The sequence below is a fragment of the Flavobacterium ajazii genome (assembly GCF_010614725.1).
Taxonomy (GTDB): Bacteria; Bacteroidota; Bacteroidia; order Flavobacteriales; family Flavobacteriaceae; genus Flavobacterium; species Flavobacterium ajazii.
The window spans coordinates 1-15,804 of record NZ_JAAEHL010000014.1 but is presented as its reverse complement, the minus strand read 5'-3'; the positions used below and the strand labels follow the sequence as shown (position 1 = coordinate 15,804).

Below are 15,804 nucleotides of genomic sequence, written 5' to 3'. Positions count from 1 at the left end.
TACCTAAGATTCTGAGTTATTATCCTTAAAACCAACATAAATCTTAGCATCTTAGCAATTCAGAAACTTAGTTGCTAAAAATAAATCCAAACACAACAAAAAATCGTAAGTAGAAAAAAACTATTATTTATGAAATCAAAACTTATCGTCCTTTCACTTTTTCTTTCTTTATCTTTAAGTTCTTGTGAAGCTATCGAAGACTTATTAACTTTCAACATTTCAAACGAAGCTTCTATTAAAATTAAAAGCACTTTTCCACTCAATCTGCCTTCAGAAATTAACACTCCTGACGTAACTACAAATTCATCTTCTGAGTTTGAAAACAATAATACAGAAGCAAACCTGGTAAAAGATGTAAAACTGAAATCCCTAAAACTATCAATTTCTGATCCATCAGACAAAACGTTTACATTTTTAAAATCGATACACCTATATATATCAACAAATGATTCTAACGAAACAGAATTAGCTTATCTTGATAACATCAGTACAACTGCAAACAGTATTGATTTAATCTGTACTTCCAAAAAGCTGGATCAGTACATTAAAGCAGATAATTATAAAATCAGAACTCAGGTCACACTAAAAGAGACCCTGACAAACGATGTTACGGTAAAAGCCAAAATGAATTTTAGAGTTACTGCGGATCCACTTTAGACTAAAACACTAAGCTTTTTTTCCGTTAGAGTTTATACTAAATACATTAAGGTTCTAAGGCTAAAGTTTTCACTTAGCATCTTAGAACCTTTATAATATTAATATTAAAAAAAATTACTCTTTCGTTGCAATAATTGTGGCTTTAAACCCAGCTGCAAGATTATTCCAGTAATCATTGGTCACCAGAGTACCTTTATCATCATACACCTGAATTTCGGCAGTATTCCCTCCTAAAGAGCCTATATTTAATGCCTCAAAATCCAGTTTATTAAAACCATTTACAAGCACAATTTTTACTTGTTTGTAATTACTATCCAAAAACAATTGATTTTGAATCACCTGATCATTAGAAGAAATTTTAACCAAATCACCATCGATAGCACCAAAATCTCTTAATTTCACAATAAAATAAGCTGATTTAGTTCTAATTTCACCCAAAGAAATATTTTTCTTGACCAGTTCTCCCCTGCCTTCCTTTAATCCGGCATCTTTTAAAGCCTTATCTAAATCTTTCTCCATTTTAGGAACGTAACGATCACCCGGATTTGCAAAATCGTTTTCTGTAGACATGGTAAACTTGCTTTTTTCTTCTCCGATCTGAAATTTAGATTTTGGAGTTATACTGGTATTATCAAAAACATTTGGGGTTTTAATAGCTGGGATATCTGTTTTTTCAGCCTGTGGGTCTTTTACTTCCGGAATCGGTGTTTTTTTATTAGGCTTAGTACTAAACTTTGGAGCAGGAATAGCCTTAAAACCTGAGTTAAATTCTCCCTGAGCAGAAACTGTCAAAGCTGTAAAAAACAATATAAAAAATAAAATGTGCTTCATTGAAAAAGTATTATCGAATCGGCTTTTAAATTTATTTTATAAAATCAATAATATGTATCGCAAAAATAGCATAATTTAATTTGCAGGTACAACTTTATGACTTTTATAACAATAAATTAGGCTAATTTTTAGATACAAAAAACCTGCCAATTATCTTTCTTATTATCAAAAAATCAATTCCAATTTTAAAATTCCAAAATCCAAACCGATTCAAAAATCAGCCTTACTTTTCGCATCAAAATCCCCACATCCCTTTGATAGTTAACAACTTATTATTAACTTCAACATAAAGTTACTAATCTTAAAAATTTACAAAGATGGATTATATAGATTATTATAAAATATTAGAAGTCACAAAATCAGCCACTGAGGCCGAAATCAAAAAAGCATACAGGAAGCTTGCCAGAAAATATCATCCCGACCTGAACCCGAATGATAAAGAAGCGGAGAAAAAATTCAAGGAAATAAATGAAGCCAATGAAGTTTTAAGTAATCCCGAGAACCGCAAAAAATACGACAAGTACGGAAAAGACTGGAAACATGCTGACGAATTTGAAAAAGCAGGTTATGATCCGAATCAGCAACAGCGAAATTCAGGACAGCAAAGTAATCAGGATTTTTCTGGTTTCGGCGGTGATTTTTCAGGAAGCGATTTCTCTGACTTCTTTAATTCTATGTACGGATCTTCAAGAAGCAGCAGAAACCAGACCAAATACAGGGGACAGGATTTAAATGCCGAATTACAATTGGATTTAACTTCCGTTTATACTACTCATAAACAAAGCTTAACCGTTAACGGAAAAAATATCCGGATTACAATTCCGGCCGGTGTTGAAAACGGGCAAATCATCAAAATCCCTGGACATGGTGGACAGGGTGCAAACGAAGGCCCTAATGGAGATTTATATATCACGTTTCAAATCGAAAACCATTCAGCTTTTAAAAGGGAAGGCAACAATTTATATACAGAAACCGAACTTGATTTATATACAGCTGTTTTAGGAGGTGAAATTCAGGTAAATACTTTTGATGGAAAAGTCAAACTAAAAGTTTCTCCTGAAACACAAACCGGAACAAAAGTTAAACTAAAAGGAAAAGGGTTTCCGGTATACAAAAAAGAAAACCAATTTGGAGATTTGTTTATTACTTTCAAATTAAAAATTCCAACCGGTTTATCTCAAAAAGAAAAAGAATTGTTTCAGGAATTATCTAAAATAAGAAATCATGAATAGTAAAAATTTAATTCAGATAAAGCAGTTTTGTCTGTATCACGAAATTGAAAACACTTTTATAACTGAGCTTAATAATTATGGACTGGTGGAAATTATTATTCAGGATGAAAATGAATATTTAGAACCTGATCAACTTCCTGTTATAGAAAAAATGATCCGAATGCATTATGACCTCAAAATAAATCTGGAGGGTATTGATGCTATTACACATTTATTGAACAAGATTGAAATTTTACAGCAAAATCTAAATACAGCCCATAATAAACTACGTCTTTTTGAGCAAAATGAAGCGGAATAATTATCAAAAACTAAAACACAAAATATCACAAAAAAGAGCTAATTACAGAATCATTTCAAACAATTTCCTCTGTTTTGACAGGCATATTTTATAAATTGCAGCGTATTTAATTAACCTGAATTTGATTTAAAATTTCACAAAACAAATTCAATAAAACACAAAAAATGAAAAGAGAAAACATCTTAACAGGATCTCCTTGGGAAGACAAAATGGGATATTGCCGCGCCGTAAGAATTGGTAATATTATTGAAGTTTCGGGTACAGTAGCCATTGTTGATGGCGAAAAAGTGAAAGCTGACGACGCTTACGCCCAAACTTACAACATCCTGGAACGTATTGAAAAAGTATTGGAAGATTTGAATGTTGGAATGAAAGATGTGATCAGAACCCGAATTTTTACTACCAATATTTCTACTTTTGAAGACGTAGCAAGAGCACATGCTGTTTTTTTTAAAGATGTAAAACCAACAACAGGTTTTTATGAAATCAGCAAACTGGTTGCTCCTGAATATCTGGTTGAAATTGAATTTACAGCTGTGGTTCAGGAATAATATTTTACCACGAATTTCACCTGTTTGCTCGAATAATTTTTAGCTACTGAATTAAAAAAAGATTTATTTCTGCGCTAAAGCAATTAAAATTCATGAAAATTTGTGAAATTCGTGGTTAATAACAGTACCGATAATTTAATGACTTCCCAAAATCCAAAACAATTACTCCTTTCTATTCCAAAATGGATTCTTATTTGTGCTTTAATTGGTCTGTTTTCAGGATCAGCTTCAGCATTTTTTTTAGTTTCTTTAGAATGGGTCACACAGTTAAGACTCCATCATGACTGGATTATCTGGTTTTTGCCTTTCGGCGGATTTTTAGTTGGCTTAAGTTATTATTACTGGGGTGAATCTGTCGTAAAAGGCAATAATTTATTACTTGAAGAATACGAAAACCCTCAGAAAGTAATTCCGTTTAAAATGGCTCCTTTAGTGCTTTTAGGAACCTTACTCACCCATTTATTTGGCGGATCTGCAGGACGTGAAGGAACCGCTGTTCAAATGGGCGGTGCCATTGCGGATCAGTTTACAAAATTTTTCAAATTAAATAACTCCGAAAGAAAAATTCTGATTATTCTCGGAATCAGTGCTGGATTTGCATCAGTCTTTGGAACACCTTTGGCCGGGGCTGTTTTTGCTTTAGAAGTTTTATATTTTAGTAAAATAAATTTTAAAAGTGCTATTCTATCCTTTTTAACTGCTTATGCTGCTTATTATACAGTTGAGTTTTGGCATGTAAAACATACTCATTATAGCATTCCTTTTGTTTCAGAATTCGATTTTTCTACTTTATTCTATACCATAATTCTGGGCATTTTATCCGGTCTTGCCGCTTTATTATTTGCAAGAAGCACCCATTTTTGGAGTTCTTTATTTTCAAAAAATATTAAATATCCACCACTCCGTCCTGTAATTGGGGGAATTATTTTAGCAGTTGCCATCGCAGGTTTCGGATTTACAAAATTTTCAGGACTTGGTGTTCCTGTAATTGTTGATTCCTTTTCAAATCCAAATGAATGGTATGATTTTTTGCTTAAAATTCTTTTTACCGGATTTACTTTAGGAGCCGGTTTTAAAGGCGGCGAAGTAACCCCTTTATTCTTTGTCGGTGCAACATTAGGAAGCACTTTATCACTTATTATTCCAATGCCTATTGCACTTTTGGCAGGAATAGGTTTCGTAGCGGTATTTTCGGGCGCTACCCACACCCCTATTGCCTGTACAATAATGGGAATGGAATTATTCGGGCTTCAGTCTGGAATTTTTATTGCTATTGCCTGTACTATTGCTTACTTCTCATCTGGTTCTGTAGGAATCTACAAATCCCAAATTGTGAAAGGTTTAAAATATAAATTGTACCAAAAGGTAAATTTCAAAACAAAAAATTCCAAATTACAAGACTTCTAAACGAATTATAAATCAAATGTTACTTTCGTACTCAAAAAAATAAATTCTTTCATAATTGTTTTTCAAAACAGTAATTTCAGCTTCAAAATTTACAATTCAAGCTCATCACTTATAACTCCTGACTCATAATTGGTAAAAGTGTGTTAATCTGTAAAATGATTTCAGCATTACATTAAAAAAATGTAAATTCGCACACTATGAAAATACAAGATATTGAGGCGATAAAACTATTACTCGCAACCCCAAAGAAAATTGCAATAATCCCGCACAGAGGCCCAGATGGCGATGCTATGGGTTCTACATTAGGATTATATCATTTTTTAGTTAAAAACAATCATCAGCCAACCGTAATTACTCCCAATGATTTCCCTGGTTTCTTAGCCTGGATGCCGGGTTCTGAAACAGTAAAAGTCTTTGAAAAAGATATTGAAAACTGCACCAGAATATTAGAAGAAGCCGAACTGATTTTTACACTTGATTTCAATGCCCTTCATCGTACCGGCGAAATGGAACACACTTTAGCCAGACTTACTGCTCCATTCATCATGATTGATCATCATGAAAAGCCACATGATTATGCAGCTTATACTTACTCAGATACTTCATTTGGTTCAACCTGCGAAATGATTTATAACTTCATTTTGTTTTTAAATCAAAAAGAAGATATCGATAAAACCATTGCAACCTGCATTTATACCGGAATACTAACCGATTCAGGTTCATTCCGTTTTCCTAAAACCACAGGAAACACCCACCGTATTGTTGCCGAATTAATTGATTTAGGCGCCGAAAATACTGAAATTCCGGTTTTATTGTTTGACAACAGTTCATTCAGCAGATTGCAATTGTTAGGTCAGGCACTTCAAAACATGAAACTTTTTGAGCAACATAAAACCTCTTATACTTCGTTAACTCAGGAAGAACTGGACTCTTTTAATTATGTGAAAGGCGATACAGAAGGAATCGTTAATTACGGATTAAGTATAAAAGGGATCATTTTTACCGCTATTTTTATAGAAAACAAAGAAGAAGGTATTATTAAAATATCCTTCCGTTCACAAGGAGGATTTGATGTAAACCAATTTGCGAGAGATCATTTCAACGGTGGCGGACACAGCAATGCAGCCGGCGGAAGATCTGAAACTTCGATGGAAGAAACAGTGAAAAAATTTGAAGATTTAGTAACTAAATTAGATATATAACTCCATGAACTATTTAAAACTAAGTATTTATAGTTTACTTTTTACAGTTTTATTGGTAAGCTGTAAAAAAGAGGAAGAAGCCAGAAGACCAATTTCGCAGGCTTCGGGAACTTTTATGAAAAAATCGGCTGACCGAAACAAAAAGCTTGTAGCAAGTGAGGAAGATGTGATAAAGAAAATTATTAAAAGCAATCCTAAAGTTAAGTATTATGCTACCCGAAAAGGATATTGGCTGTACTACGACGAAAAAAATACAACCGATACTCAGACTCCCAGAAAAGGAGATATTGCTTATTTTAATTTAGAAATAAAAGACATTAACGGTAAAATCATATATTCTGAAGCAGAGCTGGGTCCACAAACCTATTATGTAGACAAACAGGATATTATGATGGGATTACGTGATGGTATCAAACTAATGCATAAAAATGAAACTGTAACATTCCTCTTTCCGTCACATATTGCTTATGGATATCACGGAGACAACAAAAAAATTGGAACGAATCAGTCCCTAATGTGTACCGTTACGCTTCGAAATTTTGTACCTGATCCTGCAGCAGATTCTCCTGGTACGCCAAATACGAAAGCCGGAACAGCATCGAAACCGGCAAATGAAACTAAAAAAGACACCTTAACCCCATAAAACAACATCTTTAAAAATGAAAAAAAGAATTTTATTATTATTGTTGGCTGTCACATCATTCTATTCCTGTAAAAACGAAAACAGCAATCTGCCTGATGGTTTATATGCCGATATTGAAACCAACAAAGGTCATATTATAGTTGAGTTAGATTACAAAAAAGCACCTATAACTGTTGCTAATTTTGTAACGCTGGCAGAAGGTAAAAATGAATTTGTGACCAAAGATTACCTAAAAAAGAAACCTTTTTTTGACGGATTAAAATTCCACAGGGTTATTGAAAACTTCATGATTCAGACCGGAGATCCTGAAGGGACAGGTTCTGGCGATACTGGCTATAAATTTAAGGATGAATTTAGCGATTTAAAATTTGACAAACCAGGTCTTTTGGCAATGGCAAATAATGGTCCCGGAACAAACAGCAGCCAGTTTTTTATCACACACGTAGAAACGCCATGGCTAAATGACAAGCATACTATTTTTGGACATGTTATTGACGCAAAAAATCAGGAAGTAGTAAACAAAGTACTTCAGGGTGATACTGTTGTCTCTGTAACTATTATCAGAAATGGCGAAGAGGCTAAAAAATTTGATGCTGTAAAAGTGTTTCATGATTATTTTGCTGATATCGCTAAAGAAAGAAGCAAATATGCAGTAGCAGAAAAAGAAAAGGTAGCCTATTATGCTGATTTAAAATCAAAAGCTACAAAAACAGCTTCAGGGTTAGAATATGTAATAACTGAAAAAGGAACTGGTAAAAAGCCAGCAAACGGAACTCAGGTATACATTCCTTATTCTGGTTTCTTAGAAAACGGAACTTTATTTGACACAAGCTCAGCAGATGTAGCAAAAACATTTGGAAATTTCATTCAGGAAAAAGCAGATGCAAACGGGTATCAGGCAATCCCATTTACTGCCGGAAGCAAGTCTGGTCTGATTCCGGGATTTATTGAAGGGATTGAAAAACTTTCATTTGGAGATAAGGCTGTACTTTTCATTCCGTCACATTTAGCTTATGGAGAGACAGGAGCCGGAGGTATTATTCCGCCAAATGCGAATATTATTTTTGAAGTTCAACTACTTGAAAAACCATAATTTTTTTTAACCAATATTGATTAAAATTAAACACAATGAAATTTAAATTTCTATTTTTATTCTGTCTGGCAGTTTTTAATATCCAGGCGCAAACAACAAAAAAGCCTGTTTCCAAACCTAAAACAACGGCTGCAAAACCAGCGACAAAAACAGCCCCAAAGGCAAATCCAAACGAAGGTATTTTTGCTACGATTTCAACAACAAAAGGCGATATCGTTTTGACTTTAGAATATGTAAAAGCACCTGTTACTGTTGCTAATTTTATTTCTTTGGCAGAAGGTAAAAATCCAAACGTAAAAGTAGAAAGACTTAAAGGAAAACCATTTTATGACGGTTTAAAATTCCACAGAGTAATCAATGATTTTATGATTCAGGGTGGTGATCCTGAAGGAAATGGATCAGGAGGTCCAGGATATTCTTTTAAAGACGAGTTTGTAAAAGAATTAATATTTGATAAAGGCGGTATCTTGGCTATGGCCAACTCCGGACCGGCTACTAACGGAAGCCAGTTTTTTATCACTCATAAAGAAACTCCGTGGTTAAACGGCAAACACACTATTTTTGGGCATGTTGTTTCAGGAATGGACAATGTAAATAAAATTGTTCAGGACGATATCATGACAAAAATTACCATTACCCGAAAAGGAGCTGCTGCCAAAAAATTTGATGCTCTGAAAGTTATCGCTGACGATGCTAAAAAAGAAGAAGCAAAAAAATTAGAATCTCAAAAAGTAGTTAAAGACAAAGCTGCATATTTTGCAGCAACCAAAGCAAAAGCTACCACAACAGCATCTGGTTTAAAATATGTGATTACACAAAAAGGAACTGGTGTAAAAGGTGCTGAAGGATCTACTATTTATTTTCATTATGCCGGATATTTTGAAGACGGAAATCTTTTTGACAGCAGTATGCCTAATGTAGAAAAAGCATATGGAAAATATAATGCCAACAGAGATGCTCAGGGTGGTTACAAAGCTTTTCCTTTTACTGTTGGCAAAAAAGACGGTATGATTCCGGGATTTATTGAAGCGCTTGATATGATGGCAGACGGAGATAAAGCAATCTTCTTTTTGCCTTCAAATTTAGCTTACGGAGAAGCTGGTGCCGGAGGTGTGATTCCGCCAAATGCAACCCTGATTTTTGAAATCGAAACTTCTGTTAAACAACAATAAAGCTTGTTTTAAAACTAATTTATAAAACAAAACTCCATTATAAATAATGGAGTTTTGTTTTTATGTACTAAAAGAACAGATATTTTAATCTTTTTCACCTTTTATAAATTTCCCTTCCTTCGTAAATTCAAGATCAATTTTGTTTGTTAAATCTACGTCAAGGTCTTTATGCCCGTAGTCAATGTGGGTGATTTTCTCGTTTGGATAATGCTTTGCCACATAATCTTTTATATTTTGAGGAATAAATGCTGTCGGAATTGGTTTATCATCTCCGTCAACCTCACGATAAGATCCGTCTTTCCAGAACTCTACCTCAGTACCATCCTTCAATTTTACTTCGTATCCTTTTTCACCATGTTCTGCATCTTTTTTAGCGATTTCAACCGTGGTGTGACTGAAGTGCTTTTTTAAAAATTCCTGCGCCGGTTTCGGTAATTCTTCAACTTCTATTTTCTTCTGAGCTTTTGTCGATATTACAAATCCAAGTAATAGTGCAACTGTGATTATTTTCGCTTTCATAATTACTACATTAAAGTTATCATATTCAACAATTTACAATAATAAAAAACGCATTCAAACCAATTTAAGAAACCTTTAGTTTTTTATACTGAACCAAAAGTCAAAATATTCTTAAGAAACAAAGCTCTCTGATGGAAACCAGCTCTTATAATTAGATTTTCCATTATTATGACATCTACAAACTTCTCATTAAATCAAAAAAAACATAACGTCTTAAAAATCAGGTTATTAATTCGAAAAACAATTAAATAATTACTACATTTATCTAATTAAATTTTAACATTTTATTTGTAATCATATAATTGAATTCATTTTAACACGCAATTTTTAACATATTTAAAAGAAAGAAAAATTTATAGTTGATTGTATTCTGTTCTAATAAAAGATAAAACGGATGACTAATTTTCGATACAAAAAATTAGACTTTTTAATTTTGGTTTTAATCTTCTTAGTGAGTGCAAAAACATTTGCGCAACAAAATAGCATTTCAGATACACAGATTATAAAACTGAGTGAAGCCCCACCCAATTAGGCATTCAAAACAATAACCAGCTTAAAATTGCCAACTTAGCCATTCAGCTAATTTAAAAACATGAAAGAACATAAAAAATACCGTTTCCTGAATCATTTATGGAGTAAAGAAAGCGGGCTAAGCGGAATGCTGGTCTTATTATTTATTATGCAATTTATCCTGATTCCGGTATTTGGGAATTATGCTTTTTTTATGGTCATTCTTAATATCTTTTGGATGCTGTTTCTGATAGCAGGAATTATTTCTTTATCCAGATCAAGAAAACAGGCATTTTTAGTTTTTGCGATCCCTTTACTGTTTGTAATTTTTGAATGGATTTCTGTGTTCAGTTCCGCTCCATTTGTTTCATTAGCCGAAATAATATTTACGATTGCCACTTTTGCATTGCTGATTTTTTTGGTTTTGAAAAAGGTCTTTGAACCGGGACCAATCACAGGATATAGGGTTATTGGCTCTATAGTCGTCTATATGATTTTTGCTCATTTGTGGTCTGCTATATATTTACTTATCTACGAGCACATTCCGGGTGCTTTCCAGATTACCTTACCTGCTTTTGAAAGCAATACGCTACAGGCAAACTTTCTATATTTTAGTTATATAACGATCACCACAACAGGCTTTGGAGAAATTGTGCCTTTACATCCATTTGCAAGATCAATGGTACAGACAGAAACTATAATCGGGGTTTTATACCCTGTAATCCTTATTGGCCGACTGGTTTCGGATGCCAATGAAAACAAAGCAAAAAAGCAACTAAAACAATAATGATATTTTAACTAATCTTTAAAATCAATTCTTATGGAAAATTCAACCCCATACAAAAGCAGACAACTTTTTGAAGTCATTTTACAGTTAGGAATAATTTTCCTTATTTTAGGATTTTGCATCAAACTTCTATTGCCTTTTATGATGCCGATTCTTTGGGCAATCATACTGGCAATCATATTATATCCTGTATTCAATTTTCTTCAAAAGAAACTAAAAGGGCGTAAAAGCCTTGCTTCATTCATTATTATTGCTGTCATATTGATTATCATTATTGCACCAACAGTCATTTTTGTAAATTCGATTACCGAAACTATTACTGAACTGAAAGCCGGAGTTGAAAATGGTACTTTGAAAGTCGCAACGCCGGGTCAAAACATTAAGGACTGGCCTTTGATAGGCGAAAAAGCATACGATCTCTTGTATGCATTATCAACCGATTTAGAAGCCGGAGTGATGCAATACAAAGAACAAATTGTAGAACTATCCAAAAAATTACTTGGCGGCGTTCTGAGTTCAACTGTTGCTTTGCTGCAGGTGATTCTTTCCATAATTATTGCCGGAGTATTGATGGTATCTACGAGTGCACAAAATCTGGCTGTTAATTTCATCAAAAGAATTGCAGGTAAAGCAGGCGAAGAAGTTTTAAACATCTCTGTTTCAACCACATTTCAGGTATTTAAAGGAATATTGGGAGTTGCCATTATTCAGACCCTGATTCAGGCAGTTGGATTATCTGGCTGTGGAGTTCCTTTTGCAGGTGTACTGACGCTCTTGTGTTTGATACTTTCCATCATTCAGATAGGTCCTATTATTGTTAATCTTGGCGTGATAGCTTATTTGTTTTCATTAGACAATACTACAGCAGCTATTGGCTGGACAATCTTTTTCATCTTCAGCGGATTATCAGACAACGTACTTAAACCATTGCTTTTAGGAAAAGGCGCTCTTGTACCGATGCTGGTTATTTTTCTTGGTGTAATCGGCGGATTTATGATGTCGGGCTTTGTGGGCTTATTCGTTGGACCAATTATATTTTCTATCGGCTACAAACTGTTTATTGCCTGGCTTTATGATACTCCTCAAAATGTTACTGAAGCAGAAACGAATACCAGTACACCAGGTAAAATTGATTAAAATCATTTAAATAATTAAAAAAATGAGATTATCCTGAGCTCAGTCGAAGGCTTTTACTAATAAGAGGGCTTCGACTACTACATTCAGCCTGACACTTTGTTTGAGTTACACTCAATGAATTAAATTTATAGCATCTTTATAAACATCCCCAAAATTGCCGAAATCACAATCAGATAAGGCTCCTGAACTTTTTTATAATAAAGTAAGGTAACAATTGTGGCTACAGCTATAAGCAAGGTCGGAATGTCTATAATATTTCGTGTCGCAATAACAATTACAGAACCGACCAATGCGCCTACTACAGCTGTTGTAATCCCTTCAACAAATGCATTGACCGAGTTGTTTTTGGCAATTTTACTGAAATAGGGTGCCAATACAATCGTAAATAAATAACAAGGTAAAAATGTTGCCAGCGCCGCTACTAAAGCTCCTAAAAAGCCATTAACCAGATAACCTATAAACCCAACTGTTATGACAACCGGACCAGGAGTAATCATGGCTACAGCCACTGAATCTAAAAATTGCTGTTCTGTTAACCAATTGTTTTCAACCACTACTCCCGAATGCAGAAACGGAACAATAGCTAATCCGCTTCCGAAGACGAAAGCACCTGCTTTGGCGAAGAAAACCGCTATTTTAAGAAGCGTTGTACTTTCATAACTCCAAAAGGTAATTGGAAAAAGTGCTATTGAATTGGCTACCCTCGAATTCCACCATTTCGGAGGCGATTTTAGAATCATGTAAACTATTCCGGCAGCTATAAACAATAAAACCTGTTCTTCTTCGGTAACATAAGTTATTACTGCAGCAAAAATAAAAAAGAACCACAATAACCATTTTGATTTTAAAGATGCCAAATTAAACTGACCGACAGACTTTAAGGTAAGTTTATAAGAACTCAATGCTATGATTCCGACCACGGCTGCCCCTACTCCATAAAAAACCGCCTGGATCCAGGGTAAACTTCCATACAAAGAATAAACAATTGCCAATAATACCACCATTATAAAAGATGGCAGTATAAATGCAAATCCGGCTAAAGTTGCGCCCAGAAAACGATAATGAACGAATCCCAAATAAATTCCTAACTGGGCAGCCAATGGCCCGGGAGCCAATTGTGCCAAAGCCAAACCCTGCTTGTATTCTTCTTCAGAAATCCATTTACGGTCTTCAACCAAATCCCTGTTCATATAACCGACCAGGGCAACCGGACCGCCAAAGCCAATAGTGCCCAGTTTTAAAAAATACAGGGTCAGTTCTTTTAAGCTATATTTCAAATCTGTAGCCATGGTTTAAAAAGCTATTCCAAATTGAAAACCTGCGGTAAAAGTGGCAGGATGATCGTTCCCAAAACGCACCGGCAATGGCACTGCTACATAATAACTGCAAGTCTGATTTTTAATTATTGTTTTATTCAATACAGGTGTAAAACCATATCTTCCGTTTGATTCAAAAGCGGCTCTACCAACGAAGGTGTATCCTTTTCCCAAAGCAACTAAAACTCCCGGATGAAACAATAAACTATTTACTTTGTCTGTTCCTTCGTCATCTTTGATATTCGGAACAATTTCAAAAGAAAAACCGATTTTTTCACTTTTCCATATATTAATCCCTGTTGGAAAACCTACTGCATAATAATCCCTGAAGTTAACATTGGTTTCGTCACTACTAACAGTTACTATCGGATGCATGATTCCGAAGTAGCCTGTTATCTTTGGATAAGTGGTTTGTGAAAAAGCAGTTAGACCCGACAGTACTAACGCAAACAGAAAAGTAAATTTTAAAGACATCGTTTTATTTTTAATTACAAAAACAAAACTAAAAGTCTGTAATTACTTAAAATAGAATCTTATTTACCTTTTGTATCTGAATTACTTTTTTGATTTTTTTTTCGATAAGCCGAAGGATTTTTTCCGGTATGCAGTTTGAAAATCCTTGTAAAATGGCTTTGATCGGAGAATCCTGTCATGTAGGCAATTTCGGTTAAGGTATGAGAAGAGTTCGAAATAAGACTAATTGCTTTTTCGATACGAAGTTTTCGGACATATTCTCCAAAATTCAAATCTTCAAAATATTTAGAAAATTCCCTGGAAAGATAAGATGGATTCAAATCGAGTTCATTTGAGATTTTCTTTAAATCGAAAGTAAACTGCGTATCAATCTGATCCTGGATGATGTCTTTTAAGTCCTGTACCCATGAAGGTGTTTTTCCTGAAGATTTATTTTCTTTCAGCAGTTTGTTATAAACTTCATGCAGTAATTTTTCGAACGGACTGTTTTGCAAATGATTCTGTTGGTATAAATGAGAAGCCCAGCTATACAGAGCATCATATATAACCATACCGGTTTCCAGCAATTTATAATCATCGGTAATATTGTAGGAAAGTCCTGCTGAAATTGCCCAAAGTCCCGCCGATTCTTTTGCGATATCATGCCTGTCTGTATCTGCTCCACGCACAATTCCGGCTATAACGGAAATAGCAGGGTCCTGAATTTGATGCTTTTTTATAATGAAATCAAAAGTACACTGCTCATTATAATGTGTATACTCGACATTGGGAACATCAAACGGAATTGCGTTTAGTTCCTTCGCTTTGTCTAAAACGGCATCAAACGGAACATAAATAAATTCAGCCTCGGCATCTACAAATTTTTTAATCAGCCATGGACATGCAATTCTGTCTATTTTTGGTCTTTCTCTGGTAATCCATTTCATTTTGAAATAATTTAAAAAGAAATATTGGTTTTCAAATCTCAAACGAAACTACAGTTATTTATTAACGTTTCAAAAAACATTTTTTTAATTAACTGCTACTTATTTATTAATCATTTAACAATTGAGATATTTATTATATTCGCAAGATAAGAAGTTTATTTTATCAGACTTATCTATCCCAAACCAGCATGATAGATCTGATTTTGTTAGACATATAAATGAGTTGGCAGTTGGCAGTCAGCAGAAAAAAACCGAATCTAACCAAAGGAAACATAATAAATGGGAATTACACAAAAAATCATAGTTACAATTTGCTTAATATTTTCAACTTATTCAAATAGCCAATCTAAAATGATTATTGGAAATAAACATACAATCTTGGTCGAAATACCTCAAAATTGGATTCAAGCGCAAAACGACCAATTACCTTTTTTCATTAAACCAGACGAAAAAAATGTAAGTAATTTAACTTATATATATGCCTATGGAATTGATTATGATATTAATCCAAAATTAGATGAATGGATTGATGGAAATAATAAATATCTTGTTGAAAACGAGAAAGGAGTAAAAATTGGAAGTTTAGACCTGAAATTTGAAAATATTAAAAAAGACAATTACTCAAATGGAAATTATAAAATAGTAACATACGAATATCAAAATAAACGGAAAGAATGCTTACTAATTATTGAATGCAAGAATACAATTGTTACTGTAGTATTGTCAACTAGTAATGATTTGGAATTTAAGAAATATCTAAAGTCATTTGAGGAGATTGCAAAATCAACTAAAATTTTAGCAACTACATTGAAAGTTCAAGAATAAGAAAATAAAACTGCCGAACTGCCAACAGCTACAACAGCTACAACAGATTTAGGCAATTGGCTTAATGTAAAGATAGTTTTGTATTTATTATGATTTGGCCAAATCCGAAGAATGGGCTTAATTTAGTTCCAAACCTGATGTAATACCAGAACGTCAAACTGTCTAAAAACCTCCCTTTTCACTTTAAATTCATTGGCTTAAAACTTGGCTAAAACCTGGATATT

The 15,804-nt window shown here is 33.8% G+C and carries 17 protein-coding genes; 12 read left to right on the top strand and 5 right to left on the bottom strand.

All coding sequences use genetic code 11. The features are described 5' to 3' along the window. Positions 1–129 precede the first annotated feature (129 nt). Positions 130–657 (top strand): hypothetical protein, encoded by a 528-nt coding sequence (locus GWR14_RS20760; RefSeq protein ID WP_163411063.1) that lies wholly within the window; start codon positions 130–132, stop codon positions 655–657. A 114-nt stretch (positions 658–771) separates the two neighbouring features. Here GWR14_RS20760 and GWR14_RS20755 read toward each other — a convergent pair whose 3' ends face one another. Next, positions 772–1,488 (bottom strand): hypothetical protein, encoded by a 717-nt coding sequence (locus GWR14_RS20755; protein ID WP_163411062.1) that lies wholly within the window; start codon positions 1,486–1,488, stop codon positions 772–774. A gap of 317 nt (positions 1,489–1,805) precedes the next feature. Here GWR14_RS20755 and GWR14_RS20750 point away from each other — a divergent pair, with 317 nt between their 5' ends. The 8 genes from GWR14_RS20750 to GWR14_RS20715 all read left to right on the top strand — a co-directional run bounded on the left by GWR14_RS20750 (position 1,806) and on the right by GWR14_RS20715 (position 9,086). After that, positions 1,806–2,720 carry a DnaJ C-terminal domain-containing protein gene (locus tag GWR14_RS20750; protein WP_163411061.1) on the top strand — a complete coding sequence of 305 codons (915 nt, stop codon included), beginning with the start codon at positions 1,806–1,808 and terminating at the stop codon, positions 2,718–2,720. Beyond that, on the top strand, positions 2,713–3,018 hold the full coding sequence (locus GWR14_RS20745) for a chaperone modulator CbpM (protein ID WP_163411060.1): 306 nt from the start codon (positions 2,713–2,715) through the stop codon (positions 3,016–3,018). The genes GWR14_RS20750 and GWR14_RS20745 overlap by 8 nt, the downstream gene beginning before the upstream one ends. A 164-nt stretch (positions 3,019–3,182) precedes the next feature. Continuing rightward, entirely contained in the window at positions 3,183–3,569 is a 387-nt protein-coding gene (locus GWR14_RS20740) for a RidA family protein (protein WP_163411059.1), read from the top strand. A gap of 138 nt (positions 3,570–3,707) precedes the next feature. Continuing rightward, entirely contained in the window at positions 3,708–4,976 is a 1,269-nt protein-coding gene (locus tag GWR14_RS20735) for a voltage-gated chloride channel family protein (protein ID WP_163411191.1), read from the top strand. A gap of 197 nt (positions 4,977–5,173) precedes the next feature. Next, a complete protein-coding gene (locus GWR14_RS20730; protein ID WP_163411058.1) occupies positions 5,174–6,178 on the top strand; it encodes a DHH family phosphoesterase in 1,005 nt (334 codons plus the stop codon). Between the two features lie 4 nt (positions 6,179–6,182). Beyond that, complete coding sequence (gene gldI, locus GWR14_RS20725; RefSeq protein WP_163411057.1) at positions 6,183–6,821, top strand: gliding motility-associated peptidyl-prolyl isomerase GldI; 639 nt, start codon at positions 6,183–6,185, stop codon at positions 6,819–6,821. Positions 6,822–6,837: 16 nt separating this feature from the next. Then, positions 6,838–7,914, top strand: a complete 1,077-nt coding sequence (locus tag GWR14_RS20720) for a peptidylprolyl isomerase (RefSeq protein WP_163411056.1) — start codon at positions 6,838–6,840, stop codon at positions 7,912–7,914. A 35-nt stretch (positions 7,915–7,949) separates the two neighbouring features. Then, positions 7,950–9,086 (top strand): peptidylprolyl isomerase, encoded by a 1,137-nt coding sequence (locus GWR14_RS20715; RefSeq protein WP_163411055.1) that lies wholly within the window; start codon positions 7,950–7,952, stop codon positions 9,084–9,086. Between the two features lie 84 nt (positions 9,087–9,170). Here GWR14_RS20715 and GWR14_RS20710 read toward each other — a convergent pair whose 3' ends face one another. Next, positions 9,171–9,605: a PepSY-like domain-containing protein gene (locus GWR14_RS20710; RefSeq protein ID WP_163411054.1), complete on the bottom strand. Its 435-nt coding sequence runs from the start codon at positions 9,603–9,605 to the stop codon at positions 9,171–9,173. Between the two features lie 592 nt (positions 9,606–10,197). Here GWR14_RS20710 and GWR14_RS20705 point away from each other — a divergent pair. Both GWR14_RS20705 and GWR14_RS20700 read left to right on the top strand, forming a co-directional pair. Then, a complete protein-coding gene (locus tag GWR14_RS20705) occupies positions 10,198–10,902 on the top strand; it encodes an ion channel (protein WP_163411053.1) in 705 nt (234 codons plus the stop codon). Between the two features lie 33 nt (positions 10,903–10,935). Then, a complete protein-coding gene (locus GWR14_RS20700) occupies positions 10,936–12,039 on the top strand; it encodes an AI-2E family transporter (RefSeq protein WP_163411052.1) in 1,104 nt (367 codons plus the stop codon). A 125-nt stretch (positions 12,040–12,164) separates the two neighbouring features. Here GWR14_RS20700 and GWR14_RS20695 read toward each other — a convergent pair whose 3' ends face one another. The 3 genes from GWR14_RS20695 to GWR14_RS20685 are packed head-to-tail and all read right to left on the bottom strand — an operon-like array spanning position 12,165 to position 14,755. Next, a complete protein-coding gene (locus GWR14_RS20695; RefSeq protein ID WP_163411051.1) occupies positions 12,165–13,328 on the bottom strand; it encodes a chromate transporter in 1,164 nt (387 codons plus the stop codon). Positions 13,329–13,331: 3 nt separating this feature from the next. Next, positions 13,332–13,829, bottom strand: a complete 498-nt coding sequence (locus GWR14_RS20690; RefSeq protein ID WP_163411050.1) for a hypothetical protein — start codon at positions 13,827–13,829, stop codon at positions 13,332–13,334. A gap of 59 nt (positions 13,830–13,888) precedes the next feature. After that, a complete protein-coding gene (locus GWR14_RS20685) occupies positions 13,889–14,755 on the bottom strand; it encodes a chromate resistance protein ChrB domain-containing protein (RefSeq protein ID WP_163411049.1) in 867 nt (288 codons plus the stop codon). Positions 14,756–15,034: 279 nt separating this feature from the next. Between GWR14_RS20685 and GWR14_RS20680 the strand changes: the two genes are divergently transcribed. Then, entirely contained in the window at positions 15,035–15,580 is a 546-nt protein-coding gene (locus GWR14_RS20680) for a hypothetical protein (RefSeq protein ID WP_163411048.1), read from the top strand. The last annotated feature ends 224 nt before the right edge of the window (positions 15,581–15,804 follow it).